General features: G+C 66.4%; 15 protein-coding genes. 1 reads left to right on the top strand and 14 read right to left on the bottom strand.

All coding sequences use genetic code 11. The features are described from left to right. Window positions 1-232: 232 nt before the first annotated feature. The 12 genes from pilH to purB all read right to left on the bottom strand — a co-directional run bounded on the left by pilH (window position 233) and on the right by purB (window position 13,718). Window positions 233-616, bottom strand: a complete 384-nt coding sequence (gene pilH / locus LU699_RS01000) for a twitching motility response regulator PilH (RefSeq protein ID WP_232134794.1) — start codon at window positions 614-616, stop codon at window positions 233-235. A 67-nt stretch (window positions 617-683) separates the two neighbouring features. Beyond that, window positions 684-1,676: an acrylyl-CoA reductase family protein gene (locus tag LU699_RS00995; protein ID WP_232134795.1), complete on the bottom strand. Its 993-nt coding sequence runs from the start codon at window positions 1,674-1,676 to the stop codon at window positions 684-686. 17 nt (window positions 1,677-1,693) lie between these two features. Next, a complete protein-coding gene (locus LU699_RS00990; protein WP_232134796.1) occupies window positions 1,694-1,987 on the bottom strand; it encodes a GIY-YIG nuclease family protein in 294 nt (97 codons plus the stop codon). 328 nt (window positions 1,988-2,315) lie between these two features. Continuing rightward, window positions 2,316-2,909, bottom strand: a complete 594-nt coding sequence (locus LU699_RS00985; protein WP_232134797.1) for an LOG family protein — start codon at window positions 2,907-2,909, stop codon at window positions 2,316-2,318. A gap of 138 nt (window positions 2,910-3,047) precedes the next feature. Beyond that, complete coding sequence (gene lpdA, locus LU699_RS00980) at window positions 3,048-4,484, bottom strand: dihydrolipoyl dehydrogenase (RefSeq protein WP_232134798.1); 1,437 nt, start codon at window positions 4,482-4,484, stop codon at window positions 3,048-3,050. A gap of 118 nt (window positions 4,485-4,602) precedes the next feature. Next, a complete protein-coding gene (gene sucB / locus LU699_RS00975) occupies window positions 4,603-5,841 on the bottom strand; it encodes a dihydrolipoyllysine-residue succinyltransferase (RefSeq protein WP_232580452.1) in 1,239 nt (412 codons plus the stop codon). 57 nt (window positions 5,842-5,898) lie between these two features. Continuing rightward, window positions 5,899-8,739 carry a 2-oxoglutarate dehydrogenase E1 component gene (locus tag LU699_RS00970; protein ID WP_232134800.1) on the bottom strand — a complete coding sequence of 947 codons (2,841 nt, stop codon included), beginning with the start codon at window positions 8,737-8,739 and terminating at the stop codon, window positions 5,899-5,901. A 199-nt stretch (window positions 8,740-8,938) separates the two neighbouring features. Next, window positions 8,939-9,850 carry a GNAT family N-acetyltransferase gene (locus tag LU699_RS00965; protein ID WP_232134801.1) on the bottom strand — a complete coding sequence of 304 codons (912 nt, stop codon included), beginning with the start codon at window positions 9,848-9,850 and terminating at the stop codon, window positions 8,939-8,941. Beyond that, complete coding sequence (locus LU699_RS00960) at window positions 9,847-11,067, bottom strand: cupin domain-containing protein (protein ID WP_232134802.1); 1,221 nt, start codon at window positions 11,065-11,067, stop codon at window positions 9,847-9,849. Before LU699_RS00960 ends, LU699_RS00965 begins: the two co-directional genes overlap by 4 nt. Before the next feature lie 245 nt (window positions 11,068-11,312). Then, window positions 11,313-11,711, bottom strand: a complete 399-nt coding sequence (locus LU699_RS00955; protein WP_232134803.1) for a VOC family protein — start codon at window positions 11,709-11,711, stop codon at window positions 11,313-11,315. 16 nt (window positions 11,712-11,727) lie between these two features. Further along, window positions 11,728-12,258 carry a DUF3060 domain-containing protein gene (locus LU699_RS00950; RefSeq protein ID WP_232134804.1) on the bottom strand — a complete coding sequence of 177 codons (531 nt, stop codon included), beginning with the start codon at window positions 12,256-12,258 and terminating at the stop codon, window positions 11,728-11,730. A gap of 77 nt (window positions 12,259-12,335) precedes the next feature. Next, on the bottom strand, window positions 12,336-13,718 hold the full coding sequence (gene purB, locus LU699_RS00945; protein WP_232134805.1) for an adenylosuccinate lyase: 1,383 nt from the start codon (window positions 13,716-13,718) through the stop codon (window positions 12,336-12,338). 121 nt (window positions 13,719-13,839) lie between these two features. Between purB and LU699_RS00940 the strand changes: the two genes are divergently transcribed. After that, on the top strand, window positions 13,840-15,255 hold the full coding sequence (locus LU699_RS00940; RefSeq protein ID WP_232134806.1) for a class II fumarate hydratase: 1,416 nt from the start codon (window positions 13,840-13,842) through the stop codon (window positions 15,253-15,255). A gap of 81 nt (window positions 15,256-15,336) precedes the next feature. Here the strand turns inward: LU699_RS00940 and LU699_RS00935 are convergent, their stop codons facing one another. Together LU699_RS00935 and LU699_RS00930 are read right to left on the bottom strand one after the other, a co-directional pair. Continuing rightward, the gene (locus LU699_RS00935; protein WP_232134807.1) at window positions 15,337-16,068 is read right to left on the bottom strand and encodes a hypothetical protein; all 732 of its coding nucleotides are present in this window, start codon (window positions 16,066-16,068) and stop codon (window positions 15,337-15,339) included. Window positions 16,069-16,094: 26 nt separating this feature from the next. Then, on the bottom strand, window positions 16,095-16,949 hold the full coding sequence (locus tag LU699_RS00930; protein ID WP_232134808.1) for a GIN domain-containing protein: 855 nt from the start codon (window positions 16,947-16,949) through the stop codon (window positions 16,095-16,097). Window positions 16,950-16,970 lie beyond the last annotated feature (21 nt).

Here is a 16,970-nt window from a genome sequence, read left to right as displayed (position 1 = left end):
ATCAGAGACTGCCGGCTCTAGTTCGTCATCCCAGCGGCTTTCAACAGACGCATGTCTGGTCGCGCTGGAACGCTTTTCAACAGTCGAATGGCTGGTCATCCATTTTGATTCTCGGGGCTGAGCGACGTCGCGCGAAGCACAACATGGGCGTCAGCTCGACCGGACATACGTCTGTGAGATGCCGCCGGGACAACGGCGATACGCTGCGAAGCGGCGTCGCATCAGCGCAGACTCAAGCAACCGGCGCCGCACCGCCTCCGATTGTCTTGAGAATGGCGTCCGATAGCTCGACTTCGCTGAAGGGCTTGGTGAGGTAGGCCTTTGCGCCCTGGCGCATGCCCCAGACGCGATCGGTGTCCTGGTCCTTCGTCGTCACCAGGATCACCGGGATGTGCGCGGTCGTCGGCTCGCGCGTGATCGAACGCGTTGCCTGGAACCCGTTGAGGTTCGGCATCACCACATCCATCAGGATGAGGTCCGGCAGCTCACGCTTGGCTGCGTCGACACCGGCCTGGCCGTCCTCCGCGGTCAGTGCCTCATGGCCGAGCTTTTCGACGATGCGCCGGATGCCCATCAACTGGGACGGCGAGTCGTCCACGATCAGAATGCGTGCCATCGATTCCCCCTCGATATGACGACTGCGATTCTATCCGCGCATTCATTGCTCGCGCGCGCAGCTGACATCAAAGCGTGACGAGCGTCCGACCGAATGAACCACCGTCGAGCATCGTTTCGAACACGTCCGGCAGTTCCGAGAGACCCACTTCACGTGTGCAGATCGCATCGAGATGGCGCGGCTTCCAGTCGCTGGCGAGATGCTGCCAGACCTCATCTCGCACATCGCGCGCGGTTCCTGCCGATGCGACGCCGAGCAGCGAAACACCGCGGATAATGAAGGGCATAACGGTCGCACCGAGGTCCGCGCTTGCAGCGAGACCGGCGCTGGCGACGTTGCCGTAAGGCTCCGTTTGCGCAAGCAGACTGACCAGCATCGGACCACCGACATTGTCGAGTCCGCCACCGAAACGCGCGGACTCCATCGGCCGTGTCGTGCCCAGCGCATCGCGTCCGAGCACCTCGGATGCGCCGATCATTTTCAGATAATTCGCATGCTCGGCCTTGCCGCTGACGGCATGCACTTCGAAGCCTGCGCTGCTGAAGATGTCGACCGCGAGCGAGCCGACGCCGCCGGTCGCACCGGTGACGGCGAGCGGGCCAAGTGCGGGCGTCTGCCGGTTCTCGTGCATGCGCAGCAGCGCCAGCGCGGCGGTGAAACCGGCGGTGCCGAGGATCATGCTTTCGCGCAGGCTCAACCCGGCGGGCAAGGGCACGGCCCACTTCGCCTCGATGCGCGCGTACTGCGTGTAGCCGCCGTCGCGTGTTTCCGAGAGGCCGCTGCCGGTGACGAGCACCGCATCGCCTTCCTTGAAGGCGGGGTCGCGTGATGCGACGACGTGACCGGCAACGTCGATGCCGCCGACCAGCGGAAAGCGGCGCAGGATCTTGCCCTTGCCGGTGCCCGCCAGCGCGTCCTTGAAGTTCACCGACGAGTGCGCGACCGCGATGTCGATCTCGCCGTCGGCGAGATCATCGATGGCGATCTGCTCGATGCCGCTGCGATAACCGGCATCGTCGTTGTGGATACGGAAAGCGTCGAAACGGGCGGGAATGGGCATCCGGAAACCTCGGGCTGTCAGATAAGTTGAGGATACAGGTCGTGCCATTCCGGATTCGTCGACTCGACGAGCTGGATCTTCCGCAGCCGTTGCCAGGCTTTGAGCCGCTTCTCGCGCGTGATCGCAGCGTCCATCGTGTCGTGCGTTTCGAACCAGACGAGGTGGTGGACGCGATGCTGCGAGGTGAAGCCGCGTGTCTGATCGTTGCTGTGTTGCCAGATGCGCTGCAGAAGATTCGAGGTCACGCCGGTGTACAGCGTGCCGCGTGGGGCGCTGGCGAGGATGTAGGTGCAGGGGAGGCGGTCGCGCATGGGGACGGCTGCAAGGTCGGAGTTCCGATCGTTGCAGGCGATTGAATGGCGGGTTGTCGGACTAGGCCGCGAGCCGATGTCGCATGAAGATCAAAATGGGCCCCAGCTTTCGCTGGGGCGACGGACGAAGACTGTGGGCCTTCAAGGAAAGCGCCGGATCCCAACACCGTCGTCCCAGCGAAAGCTGGGACCCATCTTCGCGACGGAAATGATCGAGGCGACGAAACAACGCGGTCGCAAAGCGATCAATGATTCAAACCATGGAGCAACGCGGTCGCGAAACAGGCGATGCCACACACCGCACGCGCTCACTCCACCGCGCAACCCCTCACTTCAAAACACTGCGCCGCTTCTCGTCGATCCACTTGCTTGCCTGCGCCGGCTCATACGCCCGCATCCACGCCAGCATCTCGTCGATGTCGCTGCCGTACCAGAGGTCGGCGCGCTGGTCCGGGTGCAGGAAGCGCTCTTCGACCATGCGGTCGATCATGCCGATCAGTGGCGCATAGAAGCCGTCGATGTCGAGGAAGGCGCAGGGCTTGTTGCCGATGCCGAGCTGGCGCCAGGTCAGCATCTCGAAGATCTCTTCCATCGTGCCGAAGCCGCCGGGCAGGGCGACGAAGCCGTCGGAGAGTTCGAACATGCGCATCTTGCGCGCGTGCATCGAGTCGACGATCTCGAGTTCGGTCAGGCCGCGGTGCGCGACTTCCCAGTCGGCGAGCTGCTGCGGGATCACACCGGTGACCTGGCCGCCCGCTTCGAGCACCGCGTTGGCCACGGTGCCCATCAGGCCGACATTGCCACCGCCGTAGACGAGGCGCAGACCGTCTTGTGCGAGCCGATCGCCCAGCGCCATTGCACGTTCGGCGTAGACAGGCTTGTTGCCGGCGTTGGAACCGCAATAGACGCAGATGCTCTTCATCGGGATTCGGAACTCGGGATTGGGGATTTGAAAAAGAGAACGCCGGGCGATGCCCGGCGTCCCTTGTCAGGATTGGTCAGATCGAGAGACCGGGCTCTTGCGAATCCCCAATCCCGCATCCCCAATCCCATCGTTCGATCAATTGGCCTTGTGGATCGACCGCTTGTCGACCGCCATGGCCGCGTCGTGCACCACTTCCGACAGCGACGGATGCGCGTGGCAGATGCGGGCGAGGTCGTCGGCCGAGCCGCTGAACTCCATCGTCAGCACGCCTTCGTGCACGAGCTCGGAGACGTTGGCGCCGACGAGGTGCATGCCGAGCACGCGATCGGTTTCGGCGTGCGCGAGCACCTTGACGAAGCCCGTGGCCTCGATCATCGCGACCGCGCGCCCGTTGGCGGCGAACGGGAAGCTGCCCGCCTTGTACGGGATGCCTTCGTCCTTGAGCTGCTGCTCGGTCTTGCCGACCCAGGCCAGCTCCGGCTCGGTGTAGATGACCCACGGAATCGTGTCGAAGTTGACGTGGCCCGGCAGGCCGGCGATGAGTTCGGCGACCGCGATGCCTTCCTCGAAGCCCTTGTGCGCCAGCATCGGGCCGCGCACGCAGTCGCCGACCGCCCACACGCCATCGACGCCGGTGTGGCAGTGGTCGTCGACTTCGATCTGGCCACGATCGGTCAGCTTCACACCGCTGTCGTCGGCCAGCAGGCCCTTGCTCGCGGCCTTGCGGCCCACGGACACCAGCAGCTTGTCGACGGTGATCGTCTGTTCGCCGCTGCCGTCGGTATAGCTGACGACGACTTCCTTCTTCTTGCCCTTGCCGGTGATCTCGGTCTTGGAGACCTTGGCGCCCAGCTTGATGTCGAGACCCTGCTTCTTGAATTCCTTCAGCGCGGTCTTCGCCACTTCGGCGTCGGCCAGTGCGAGGAAGTCGGGCAGGGCTTCGAGGATCGTGACCTCGGCGCCGAGACGCTTCCACACGCTGCCGAGCTCCAGACCGATCACGCCGGCGCCGATGACGGCCAGGCGCTTCGGCACTTCGGTGAAGTCCAGACCGCCGACGTTGTCGACGATGGTGTCGCCGTCGAACTTCGCAAACGGCAGTTCGATCGAATCCGAACCGGCGGCGATGATGACGTTGGCACCGGTCAGCTCAACCTCGGTACCGTCGTGCTGCGCGACCTTGACCAGGCGGTCGGCGTGCAGCGTGGCGAAGCCGTAATACGGCGTCACCTTGTTCGCCTTGAACAGCATCGCGATGCCGCCGGTGAACTGCTTCACGATCTTGTCCTTGCGACCGATCATCGCTTCGACGTCGATCTTCGGATCCTTGAAGCTGATGCCGTGGTCGCCAAAGATGTGGCCCATGTTCCAGAACTGGCGCGAGGAATCGAGCAGCGCCTTCGACGGAATGCAGCCCACGCGCAGGCAGGTGCCACCGAGGGCCGGCTTGCCGTCCTTGCCCAGCGCGGCGTCGATGCAGGCGACGGTCTTGCCGAGCTGCGCGGCGCGGATGGCAGCGTGGTAACCGGCCGGACCGGCACCGATGACGACGACGTCGAATTGTTCAGCCATGGGGGAAATCCTTCTTTCGATGCCTGCCCGAAAGAGCAGGGTGCCGATGCGGCGAATTTGGGGGTGCGGCGCGGGCGCCACAAGTGCGAACCCCCTCCGTGGAGGGGGTCGCGGCGCATCACATGCCGAGCAGCATGCGGTGCGGGTTTTCCAGCTGGTTCTTGATGTCGACAAGGAACAGCACCGCGTCCTTGCCGTCGATGATGCGGTGGTCGTACGACAGCGCCAGATACATCATCGGCGCAGCGATCACCTGGCCGTTCTCGACGATGGCGCGCTCCTTGATCGAGTGCATGCCCAGGATCGCCGACTGCGGCGGGTTGACGATCGGCGTCGACATCAGCGAGCCGAAGGTGCCGCCGTTGGTGATCGTGAACGTGCCGCCCTGCAGATCGTCCAGGCCCAGCTTGCCGTCGCGCGCCTTCTTCGCGTAATCGGCGATGCCCTGCTCGATTTCGGCGAAGCCCTGGCGCTCGACGTTGCGCAGCACCGGCGTCACCAGACCACGATCGGTCGAGATGGCAACCGAGATGTCGGCGTAGCCGTGATAGATGATCTCCGTGCCGTCGACCGAGGCGTTGACCACCGGGTACTTGGCCAGCGCGTTGGCAGCAGCCTTGGCGAAGAAGCTCATGAAGCCGAGCTTGATGCCGTTGTCCTTCTGGAACTGTTCGCCCAGCTCCTTGCGCAGCGCCATCACCTTGCCGAGATTCACCTCGTTGAACGAGGTCAGCATCGCGATCGATTCCTTCGACTGCATCAGGCGTGCCGCGATGGTCTTGCGGATGCGGGTCATCGGCACACGCTCTTCCGGACGCGCGCCACCCGACACGCCCGGGGTCTTGCCCGAGGCGTAGTTCAGCAGGTCTTCCTTGGTCACCGCGCCGCGGCGGCCGGTGCCTTCGACCTGCGAGGCATCGATGCCCTTGGTCTCGGCGGTGAAGCGTGCGCCCGGCGGCAGGCCGTCGTTCTTGCCCGACGACGTCTGCGGCTTGGTCGAGGCCGGCGCCTTGTCGTCGGCCTTCTTGGCCTCCGACTTCGGCTGCACTTCCTCGGCACCGGCGGCCGGTGCTTCCTTGTCCTTGGCGCCCGATTCGGCGGCCGGCGCTTCGGCGGCGGCGCCTTCTTCGATGATCGCGATGACCTGCGCGCTGTTGACCGTCGCGCCTTCTTCGAACTTGATTTCCTTCAGCACGCCGTCGACGGTCGACGGCACTTCGAGGACGACCTTGTCGGTCTCCAGGTCGACGAGGTTCTCGTCGCGCTTGACCGCATCGCCGGCCTTCTTGTGCCAGGTGGCGATGGTCGCGTCGGAGACGGATTCGGGCAGGACCGGGACTTTGATTTCAGTGGCCATGTGGCTTCCTGGAAAAGCGTTGAATGTGGGGAATGGATGAGCGGAGTGCGCGCCGGATTACTCGGCGAGCACCTTGCCGGCGAGATCGTTCACCAGCGCATCGGCGATCAGCTGCTGCTGCTCGGCGACGTGGTCGTTGAAATGACCGACGGCGGGCGAGGGCGAGCGTGCGCGACCGGCGTAATGCACCGACTGCTTGGCACCCGAGCAGAACTCGAGGTGGTGCTTGATCTGGTACCAGGCACCCTGGTTCTGCGGTTCTTCCTGACACCAGACCACTTCGGTGGCCTTCGGGAAGCGCTTGAGCTCGGCAGCCAGCAGTTCGCGCGGGAACGGATACAGCTGTTCCACGCGCAGCAGTGCGACGTTGTCGAGGCCCTGCTTGCGCGATTCTTCCAGCAGGTCGTAATAGACCTTGCCCGAACACGCGACCACACGCGTGACCTTCTTCGGGTCGGCGTCGGCATCGGGAATCAGGTGCTGGAACTCGCCGTTGGCCAGTTCCTCGAGCGAGGACACGGCCAGCTTGTGGCGCAGCAGCGACTTCGGCGTCATCACCACCAGCGGCTTGCGCGTGGTCATGCACAGCTGGCGACGGATCATGTGGAAGGCCTGCGCCGGCGTGGTCGGCACGCAGACCATCATGTTCTCCAGCGCGCACAGCTGCAGGAAGCGCTCGAGGCGCGCCGAGCTGTGCTCGGGGCCCTGGCCTTCGTAGCCGTGCGGCAGGAACAGCGCCAGACCGCAGAGGCGATCCCACTTGGCTTCACCCGACGACAGGAACTGGTCGATGACCACCTGGGCGCCGTTGGCGAAATCGCCGAACTGGCCTTCCCAGATGCACAGCGTGCCCGGCTCGGACGACGCGTATCCGTACTCGAACGCCATGACCGCTTCTTCGCTGAGCAGCGAGTCGATGATCGTGGCGTCTTCCGGGTTCTGCACGAGTTCGCGCAGCGGCATGTAGTTGTTGCCGGACGTCTGGTCGTGCAGCACCGCGTGGCGGTGGAAGAACGTGCCGCGGCCGCTGTCCTGACCCACCAGGCGCAGGCGGTGGCCGGCGTCGAGCAGGGTGGCGTAGGCGAGGTTCTCGGCGAAGCCCCAGTCGCCGGCCTGTTCGCCGGCGGCCATCTTGCGGCGGTCGTCGTAGATCTTGGCGACGCGCGCCTGCAACGTGACGGACTCGGGCAGCGTGGTGATCTGCGTCGCCAGCGCCTTCAGCTTGTCGACCGACACCGTGGTGTCGAGCGTGTCGGTCAGGCGGCCTGCGAGATAGGGATCCCAGTCGATCGTCAGCTCGTAGTCGCTCGGCTTGGCATCGGCCAGCTCGACCGTGACTTCGCCCGCGTCGAGCTTGTTGCGGTAGCCGTCGACGATCGCCTTCGCATCGGCCTCGGCCATCACGCCTTCGGCGACCAGCTTCGCGGTGTAGAGCTCGCGCGGGGTCTGGTGCTTGCGGATGACCTGGTACATCAGCGGCTGCGTCGCCGCCGGCTCGTCGGCTTCGTTGTGGCCGTGACGGCGGTAGCAGACGAGGTCGATGACCACGTCCTTGCCGAACTGCTGGCGGAAGTCGTAGGCGAGCTCGGCGCAGTAGACAACCGCTTCCGGATCGTCGGCATTCACGTGCAGGATCGGCGCGCCGACCATCTTGGCGACGTCGGTGCAGTACAGCGTGGAACGTGCGTCCTGCAGATCGCTGGTGGTGAAGCCGACCTGGTTGTTGATGACCACGTGCACCGTGCCGCCAACCGCGAAACCGCGGGCCTGCGACATCTGGAACAGTTCCATGTTGACGCCCTGGCCGGCGAAGGCCGCGTCGCCATGCAACAGCACCGGCAGCACGAGCTTGCGCTCGGTATCACGACGACGGTGCTGGCGCGAACGCACGCTGCCGGCGACCACCGGGTTGACGATTTCCAGGTGCGACGGATTGAACGCCAGCGCCAGATGGACCGGACCGCCGGGCGTGGCCAGATCGGCCGAGAAGCCCATGTGGTACTTCACGTCGCCGGTGTGGGCGCGATCGGTGTCGTGGTGGTCGAACTTGCCCTCGAACTCGTCGAACAGCTTGCGCGGGTTCTTGCCGAGCGTATTGACCAGTACGTTGAGACGGCCGCGATGGGCCATGCCGATCACGATGTCCTTGACGCCTTCCTTGCCGGCGCGCTGGATCACGCTGTCGAGCAGCGGAATCAGTGCATCGCCGCCTTCGAGCGAAAAGCGCTTCTGGCCGACGTACTTGGTGTGCAGATAGCGCTCGAGGCCCTCGGCCGCGGTCAGGCGTTCGAGGATGCGCTTCTTTTCCGTTTCGCTGCGCGCGAACCGGCCACCCGCGGCTTCGAGGCGCTGGTAGAGCCAGCTGCGCTGTTCGAAGTCGGGAATGTGCATGAACTCCGCGCCGATCTGGCTGGAGTAGGTGGTCTTGAGCAGCGCGAGCAGGTCGCGCAGCTTCATCCGCGGCTGGCCGGCCACGCCGCCGGTGCTGAACTCGTCATCGAGGTCGGCATCGGTCAGCTGGTGGAAGGGCAGGCCCAGATCCGGCGGATTGAGCGGCGGCGCCAGATCCAGCGGATCGAGCTTCGCGCCCAGATGGCCGCGCGAGCGGTACGCCGTGATCAGGCGACCGACATGGCGCTCGCGCTCGTCGCCGGCGCCGCCAGGCGTCGCCTCGACGATGCCGCGAGCGGCCTTGCGGCCTGCTTCGGCCACGGCCGAGAGCACTGCGGAATGGGGAACATCGCCGGCTTCACGACCCTTGAAAGCGTCGAACCACCGCTTCCAGTCCGAACCGACACTGTCGGGATCGACGAGGTACTGCTCGTACAGGTCTTCGATAAAGGCGGCATTGGCGCCGAACTGGGAGGACTGCGCAAACTGCTTCAGGAGACTGTCCACGTCGGGGAATTCGGGCTCGTTTGGAGGGGGGCAGGGCCGGACCCGGAGCGATCTCCGGAAAACAGGCGGGATCTGGCGCGAAACGACGCCGCACAGTATACGCGCGTCGTTCGCCGCGATGCACCATCGGGACGCCCCGAACCGCGCGCAACGACGCTTCCGGAACGCGTTTCCGGCACGTCGAAACGACACAAACGGCTCAGATGCCCAGTGCGCGGAACTCGCTGCAGGCGCGTGAACGTTCCCACACCGGCGCGAACTGCTGCGCCAGCTGACGGGCGCGGCCGGGCAGATCCGTCGCGGCTTCACCGTCGACGCGATGTCCGAGCGAACGTATATGGAAGCCGCCGGCGTCGTTGACCAGAAACGCACCGGCGTACTCGCGGTCCACCGGATCGTCGACCGCGCGGAAGGCGAACGCGCTGCTCAGCCGTTGCGACAACGCCAGCAATGCCGAGCCGCGTCGCTGCACGGTGGCGGGATCGTGCAGCAGCACCTGGATCTGCACGCCGCGGCCGCCGGTCGCGAAGCGACGCAGGGCGGCGAGCACGTCCGGATGATCGTAGAGGCCGGGGTCGAGATCGCGGGTGCGCAGCCACAGCGAACGGCGCGCGGCGGATACAAGGGTGACGGCCGCATCGACTGCGGCTGCCAGATCGTCGACCGGGAACGTCGCACCGGCGATGCGGCGCATCGTGCGGTGCGCGATGCCGGCTTCCTCGTAGCGCGCCCCTTCGGCGACGAAACCGGCGCGTGCATAGAGCGCCATCGCCTGCAGTTGCGCATGCAGATAGGTCTCGCGCAGGCCGGCATCGCGTGCGGCGTCGAGCAGTGCACGCAGCATCGCATCGCCGACGCCGCGACCGCGCCAGGCGCTGCGCACCGCGAGCCGGCCGATGCGGCCGTCGGGTGCGATGCGACCGGCACCGATCGGGGTGCCATCGGCAGCGACTGCGAGGACATGCCGGCTCAAGGCATCGAGCGCATCGCGTTCGAGGTCCGCAGGCACGCCCTGTTCGTCGACGAAGACCGCAGTGCGCACCTTGTGCGCCGCTGCCAGGTCACCGGCACCGGTGACGATGGCGACCCGGAACGGCGCCACCGCGCTCATTCGGAATCCGCGTCCAGCAGGGTGTAGTGCCCCTCGGCCAGCAGCTCGAGCACCGTCTCGCGCCCCGCGCCCGACAGCGCCACATACGCGCGGCCGTCGATCTGCGCTTCAGCGGCCAGGGTGCGCGCATCGCGCAGCGCCAACGGCCATGCGGTGCCCGACACGAACAGGCGTGCGCCATCTCCGGCCCGACGCCAGGCCATCCGGCTGAAAGGATTGCGGTGCAGCACGGCCTGGCCCTGCGACAGCAGCCATTCGAGTTCGATCCGCGGCGGCGCTGCGCCGCCCGCGACCACCTGCTGTGCATTGCGGTAGCCGGTGATGAAGCTGCCGAACCAGTCGCCGAGGCGATCGGGGTCCCGCATGCGCATCACGTTGAGCGCTTCGACGACGCGCGTCATCGCGTCGGCATCGATCTCGTTCGGATCGGCCGGCGGTTGCAGCGTCTCGTCGTGGTAACGGATCGATTCGTCGGCGTCCGCGGCCAGCGTGTCGATGTAGTCGCCCATCAGTTCGCTGACCGACGGCGCGCGCATGCCGACCGAGAACGTCAGGCACGGATCTTCGGCCACGCCGTGGTGCGGCACCATCGGCGGCAGATACAGCATGTCGCCGGGGCCGAGTACCCATTCGTGGGTCGGCGTGAATTCACGCAGCAGCCGCAGTTCGACATCGTCGCGGAACTCCTGCGGCGGCACGCCGCGGCCCATCGCATCGGACGCGTCGATCTGCCAGCGCCGATGGCCCTGGCCCTGCAGCAGGAACACGTCGTACTGGTCGACGTGCGCGCCGACCGAGCCACCGGTCGCGGCGAAGCTGACCATGATGTCGTCGATGCGCCAGCGTGGCAGGAACGCGAAATGCGGCAGCAGCGCGGCGACATCGGCGTCCCATTTGTCGACGTCCTGCACCAGCAGCGTCCAGTCGCGATCACCGAGACCGGGGAACAGGTCCTCGTCGAACGGTCCGGTTTCGACCTGCCAGCCATCGCGCGCCCGGTCGTGGCGGATCAGCCGGGACAGCGCCACTTCCTCGCAGGCCAGACCGGCGAGATCCTCGGGCTGCAGCGGGCTTTCGAGGTCCGGAAACGCGTTGCGGATCAAGAGCGGACGCTTCTGCCAGTAGTTGCGCAGGAACTGCTCGGCAGGCATGCCGAGCGGGCCATGGCCGGCGAAGCTGCGGGCGTCGATTTCGAACGGGAGGGGGGCTCTGCTCATGGGCGGGGAGCCTACGCGAAAACGGGATCGGGCTCGACGGGTTCAGCGGTACGCGCAGTGCTTCTTCAAGCACTTCTCTCCCGTTTCCCTGACGAGGTTGGATTCGTCAGAAGCCTGAATCTCCGTCATTCCGGTGCAGGCCGGAATCCAGTGACTTCGGCACGTTGATAGAGACAAGTCACTGGATCCCGGCCTTCGCCGGGATGACGACCAGAGCGTAGCCAGCTATCTCGCATCCCATCGCGTCATGTCGCAATCGCGTCATACCCGCGCGCACTGAATGCCAGCAGACACCATCCATGCCCGAACGGATCGGCCAGTTGCACGATCCGCCCATACGCCTCGTCGCGGATGGCGCCTTCCTGCACCGCGCCTGCGGCAAGCGCCTGGGCCAAGGCGACATCCAGATCGTCGACGACCACATCGATGTGCAACGGCATCCAGTGCCGAGTGTACGCGCGCGGCGTCGTGCCTGCGCCGGTGCTGCCGGCCACCTTGCGCAGCAGATACAGCGGTGCATCGGCGCCGAGCAGTTCGACCACGTCGTCGCCGAAGCGCCGTGCCGGTGTCAGCCCGAACGCGGCGATGTAGAACGCCAGCGCGCGGTCGAGGTCGTCGACATCGAGGTTGAGCAGGATCCGCATGGGCCGGCGTGCCGCGTCACATCACGCGATTGCCGGTGCCCGTGTCTTCGAGCGCTGGCGTGTTGTCGGGATTGACGACGTTCGATGCGCCGCTGAAGGTCACCCGGTCGATCCGCCGCGCGAGCACCGTGTTGCGATCGCCGGAGATCTCCAGCGCGTCGACCTCGGTCAGGTTCAAGGTGTTGTCGGCGCCGCGGACCTCGACGTCACCGACGCGGCTGTTGAGCACGGTGACCTGGCTGCCTTCGACCCGCACCGAGGCCGCATGATCGACGTTGACCGCGCCATCGGACGCGGAAATGACCACGGCGCCGCAGTCGCCGTTCAACACCAGATCGAAGCCGTCGCGGGTGATCGCGACATCCTGTCCGCTGCACTGCGCGCCGCTGGCCGGATCGGTCAGCACGCCGGACACTGCCGCGGACGCGACCCGCGATGCCGCCTCCGTCGGCGACGCGCCGGTCGAGGCATCGGCGGGCGACGCCTGTCGATCGCAGGCGGTCAACGACAAGGCGGTGAGGCAGAGCAGCAGTGGCAGGTGTCGCATGGCGGCCTCGTCGGCGAGTGAAGTCGCCGCGAGCCTAGCGACGCGAATGTTCAGTCCGCGTCGCGCCTGGCGACACCTCAGATGTCGCGGGCGAGCTGTTCTGCCAGGCCGGTGTAGCCGCCCGGCACCAGGTCGCGCAGGCGTGTCTTGTCCTCGACCGGCAGGTCCAGCCCGTCGACGAAACTGCGCATCGACTCGGCGGTGATGCCCTGGCCGCGGGTCAGTGCCTTGAGCTGCTCGTATGGATTGGGCAGGCCGTGGCGGCGCATCACCGTCTGCACGGCTTCGGCCAGCACCTCCCACGAGGCGTCGAGATCGGCAGCGAGGCGCTCGGGGTTGACGCTGAGCTTGCCCAGGCCGCGCTGCAGCGCATCGAGCGCGATCAGCGTGTGGCCGAATGCGGTGCCCAGCGCGCGCAGCACGGTGGAGTCGGTCAGGTCGCGTTGCCAGCGGCTGATCGGCAGCTTGGCGGCAAAATGTTCGAACAGCGCATTGGCGATGCCGAAGTTGCCTTCGGCGTTTTCGAAGTCGATCGGGTTGACCTTGTGCGGCATCGTCGAGCTGCCGACTTCGCCTTCCTTCAATGCCTGCTTGAAGTAGCCCAGCGAGATGTAGCCCCAGATGTCGCGGCACAGATCGACGCCGATCGTATTGATGCGCTTGTGCACGTCGCTGATCTCGGCCACGCAGTCGTGCGGTTCGATCTGGGTGGTGTAGGGATTGAACTCGATGCCCAGCGATTCGACGAAGCGCTGTGCGAACGCCGGCCAGTCGACATCGGGGTACGACACGACGTGCGCGTTGTAGTTGCCGACCGCGCCATTGATCTTGCCGGTCAGTGCGACGTCCCACAGCAGCTCGCTCTGGCGCTGCAGACGTGCGACGACGTTGGCCAGTTCCTTTCCGACCGTTGACGGTGATGCCGTCTGGCCGTGGGTACGCGACAGCAGCGGCAGCGCCGCGTGGTCGTGGGACATCGTGCGCAGCGTCTGGATCAGTGTGTCGAGCGTCGGCAGCAGCACATCCCGGCGCGCTTCGGCCAGCATCAGGGCGTAGGACAGATTGTTGATGTCCTCGCTGGTGCAGGCGAAATGCACGAACTCGAGCGACGGCGCCAGCGAGGCATTGTCCTTCAGCTGTTCTTTGATGAAGTATTCGACCGCCTTGACGTCGTGGTTGGTGGTGCGTTCGATCGCCTTGACGCGCGCGGCATCACTGACCGAGAAATCCTCCGCCAGCGACTTCAAGCGCGCGCGTTGCGCGTCGTCGAACGCGGGCAACTCCACGATGCCCGGCTCGTCGCCCAGTGCCAGCAGCCATTCGATCTCCACCCGCACGCGGGCGCGGATCAGGCCGTATTCCGAGAAGATCGGACGCAGCGCATCGACCTTGGTGGCGTAGCGGCCGTCGAGCGGCGACAGGGCGAGCAGGGCGGCTTCGGTCTTCTGGGTGTCGGACATGGGAGGCGTGGGGCGCAGCGGGCGAAGCCGTCATTTTAGCCTGTACGGCCCTCGCGTATCCTGCGGACACGACGCCAGCGACCGTGCCAGCCGAGTCATTCCCCCTCCTGGAGCCGAATCGATGCGCAAGACCCAAGACGCGACTGAGTTCCGTACCGAACACGACAGCATGGGCGAACTGCAGGTGCCTGCCGACGCCCTGTGGGGCGCGCAGACTCAGCGCGCGGTGCAGAACTTCCCGATTTCCGGCCGGCCGATGCCGCGCGGTTTCATCCGTGCGCTGGGCCTGGTCAAGGCCGCGGCCGCCGAGGTCAACGCAGGCCTGGGCCTGTTGCCGGAAAAATCCGGCAAGGCGATCCGCGCCGCGGCGCTCGAAGTCGCCGAAGGCAAGCACGACGCCCATTTTCCGGTCGACATCTACCAGACCGGTTCGGGCACCTCATCGAACATGAATGCCAACGAGGTCATCGCGACGCTGGCCTCGACCGCCACGCGCAAGGTGCATCCCAACGATCACGTCAATCTGGGCCAGAGTTCGAACGACGTGGTGCCCACCGCGATCCGGGTATCGGCGCAGCTCGCCGTCGTTGAAGACCTGCTGCCGGCGCTCAAGCACCTGCGCCGCACGATCGACAAGCGCGGCCGGTCGCTCGGCAAGGTGGTCAAGACCGGCCGCACGCATCTGATGGACGCGATGCCGCTGACCTTCGCGCAGGAATTCGGCGCGTGGTCGTCGCAACTGACGTCCGCCGAAGCGCGCCTGAGCGATGCGCTCAAGCGTCTGCGCCGCCTGCCGATCGGCGGCACCGCGATCGGCACTGGCATCAACGCGCATCCGCAGTTCGGCAAGAAGGTCGCGCGTGTGCTGTCGACGCTGACCCGCACCAGCTTCGATTCGGCCGAGGACAAGTTCGAAGGCATCGCCACCCAGGACGACGCGGTCGAACTGTCGGGCCAGCTCAATGCGCTCGCGGTCGCGCTGATCAAGATCGCCAACGATCTGCGCTGGATGAACTCCGGACCGCTCGGCGGCCTCGGCGAGATCGAACTGCCGGCGCTGCAGCCGGGCAGCTCGATCATGCCGGGCAAGGTCAATCCGGTGATTCCCGAGGCCACGGTCATGGTGGCCGCGCAGGTCATCGGCCACCACGCCGCGATCACCGTCGCCGGGCAGACCGGCAACTTCCAGCTCAATGTCGCGCTGCCGCTGATCGCGGCGAATCTGCTCGAATCGATCCAGCTGCTGTCGAACGTGAGCCGGCTGCTGGCCGACGACGCGATCGCCGGCCTCAAGGTGCGCCGCGAGAACGTCGACGCCGCGCTCGCCCGCAACCCGATCCTGGTCACCGCGCTCAACCCGATCATCGGCTACGAGAAGGCCGCGGCGATAGCCAAGCGCGCCTACAAGGAACAACGTCCCGTGCTCGACATCGCGCGCGAGGACAGCGGCCTGTCGGATGCCGAACTCGACACCCTGCTCGATCCGGCCGAACTGACCAAGGGCGGCATCCACGAAGGCGCCAGCGGCGGCGGCTGAGTCGTTGCGCACTCCCCAAAAAAAAGACCGGCCGATGGCCGGTCTTTTCTGTTTCGATGCAGCGAGCGCCGGGCGCCAGCGTCAGTTCGAGGCCGGCGCCGCCGCGGCATCCACTTCCGCGGCTGCATCGTCGCGGTGGACCACGGTGTCCTTGCGGCAGTCCTCGACGTCGGTCGCGTTCATCGTGGCGTAGGGCTCGAAGGCGGGCAGCGCAGCCGCCAGTGCCTGCTGCGAGGCGAGCAGCGGCGGCAGGTTGTCGCACAGCTTGTCGGCTTCGGCTTCGATCTTCGCGCCCTCGGCTTCCATGCGCTTCTCGAAGTCGGCGGACTGGCCCGACAGCGCGCTGGCGATCGCGCCCTTCGCTGCTTCGGCGCCGAGCTGGGCGCCCTGGATGCCGATCGTGATGCCGGCCTCGGCGATCGAGATGATGTTGGCGCGATGTGCCAGCAACAGCTCGCGTTGCGCGGCGTCGATCTCGACCGTCTTGCCATCGACCAGAAAGTCGCCGGCCGGGCTGATCTCGGCCTTCGGCAGGCTGGACGTGCGGGTGTCGTCGCCGCCGAAACGGAAGCCGTTGATGTTCAGCCCGCCACCGCCGCTGCCGCCGACGCTGATGTTCTTCTCGACCAGATCCTTGCGCGCCGTTTCCAGCGCGCGGCGGGTGGTGCGCGCGACGAAGCCTTCCTCGGCCGGCGCCGTGGTGGCGTCGCCGCTCGCGGGTGCGGGTGCTTCGTCACGCCCGCACGCGGTCAGCGTGCCCGCGCAGGCGAGCAGCAGGGCCAGAAGCAGGGCGCGGGACGGGACGTTCTTCATGTTCGGACTCCGGATCTGTAAAAAGGTCAACGTTTGCGCGGCACGCTGACAGTGCCGCGCACGTCGCGGTGCGAGACCTCGCCGCTGCCCTTGGCAGCGATTTCGAGATCGCCGCCGATCCCGCGGGCATCCACGTCGCCCGAGCCGATCGAACCGACATGCACGTTGCCCTGCACGTCGCGCAGGTCGATGTCGCCCGAGCCGAGACTGGCGATACGGACATTGCCGCCTGCGCCTTCAAGCTTGAAGTCGCCAGAGCCGACGCTGCCGACTTCGACCGCGCCGCGGATGCCGCGTGCTTCGACATCGCCCGAACCGATCGACAGCACCTTGAGTTCGCCGGCCTCGTCGACGGTGATGTCGCCCGAGCCGACCTTTGCGGTCGCGCGGCCCTCGATGCGGCGCAGTTCGGCATCGCCGGATCCGACATCGGCGCTCGCGGCCGACACGCCGGTCACCCAGACATCGCCGGAGCCGACAACGGTCTGCACCAGCACGTTCGCCGGCACCTGGCCTGAAAGATCCATGTAGGCGTACTGGTTGCCCATCCAGCCGGTCGAATTCGACGTGCGGCGCGCGGTGACGGTCAGCGTGTCGCCTGAGCGCTGCTGCTCGAGCACCAGCGAGGCCAGCATCGCTTCACTCGATGCGCAGGCGCGGCCGCGCAGGGTTGCGTCCGGACGCGCAGTGCCTTCGACGCGCAGCTTGCTGTTGCCGATCTCGAACCGCACTGTGCGCACGCCGTCGAGCTGCAGCGCCAGATCGCGCGGCTGGCTGTGCCGGCACTGCGGGGTGTCTTCGGCCTGCGCGGCGAACGGCAATGCGAGCGATGCGGCGATGAGCGTGGCGAGCAGCGGGCGAGCGGTGTGGGCTGGCGTCATGTCGTGAACTCCTTGGCGAGG

The organism is Luteimonas fraxinea, assembly GCF_021233355.1.
GTDB classification, from domain to species: Bacteria; Pseudomonadota; Gammaproteobacteria; order Xanthomonadales; family Xanthomonadaceae; genus Luteimonas; species Luteimonas fraxinea.
The sequence above is the reverse complement of the archived record's forward strand: the minus strand, read 5'-3'. Positions and strand labels throughout refer to the sequence as shown.

Bases quoted from the DNA above. Each gene is read 5' to 3' on its own strand.
- pilH (WP_232134794.1), bottom strand. From the start codon at position 616: ATGGCACGCATTCTGATCGTGGACGACTCGCCGTCCCAGTTGATGGGC.
- LU699_RS00995 (WP_232134795.1), bottom strand. From the start codon at position 1,676: ATGCCCATTCCCGCCCGTTTCGACGCTTTCCGTATCCACAACGACGAT.
- LU699_RS00990 (WP_232134796.1), bottom strand. From the start codon at position 1,987: ATGCGCGACCGCCTCCCCTGCACCTACATCCTCGCCAGCGCCCCACGC.
- LU699_RS00985 (WP_232134797.1), bottom strand. From the start codon at position 2,909: ATGAAGAGCATCTGCGTCTATTGCGGTTCCAACGCCGGCAACAAGCCT.
- lpdA (WP_232134798.1), bottom strand. From the start codon at position 4,484: ATGGCTGAACAATTCGACGTCGTCGTCATCGGTGCCGGTCCGGCCGGT.
- sucB (WP_232580452.1), bottom strand. From the start codon at position 5,841: ATGGCCACTGAAATCAAAGTCCCGGTCCTGCCCGAATCCGTCTCCGAC.
- LU699_RS00965 (WP_232134801.1), bottom strand. From the start codon at position 9,850: ATGAGCGCGGTGGCGCCGTTCCGGGTCGCCATCGTCACCGGTGCCGGT.
- LU699_RS00960 (WP_232134802.1), bottom strand. From the start codon at position 11,067: ATGAGCAGAGCCCCCCTCCCGTTCGAAATCGACGCCCGCAGCTTCGCC.
- LU699_RS00955 (WP_232134803.1), bottom strand. From the start codon at position 11,711: ATGCGGATCCTGCTCAACCTCGATGTCGACGACCTCGACCGCGCGCTG.
- LU699_RS00950 (WP_232134804.1), bottom strand. From the start codon at position 12,258: ATGCGACACCTGCCACTGCTGCTCTGCCTCACCGCCTTGTCGTTGACC.
- purB (WP_232134805.1), bottom strand. From the start codon at position 13,718: ATGTCCGACACCCAGAAGACCGAAGCCGCCCTGCTCGCCCTGTCGCCG.
- LU699_RS00940 (WP_232134806.1), top strand. From the start codon at position 13,840: ATGCGCAAGACCCAAGACGCGACTGAGTTCCGTACCGAACACGACAGC.
- LU699_RS00935 (WP_232134807.1), bottom strand. From the start codon at position 16,068: ATGAAGAACGTCCCGTCCCGCGCCCTGCTTCTGGCCCTGCTGCTCGCC.
- LU699_RS00930 (WP_232134808.1), bottom strand. From the start codon at position 16,949: ATGACGCCAGCCCACACCGCTCGCCCGCTGCTCGCCACGCTCATCGCC.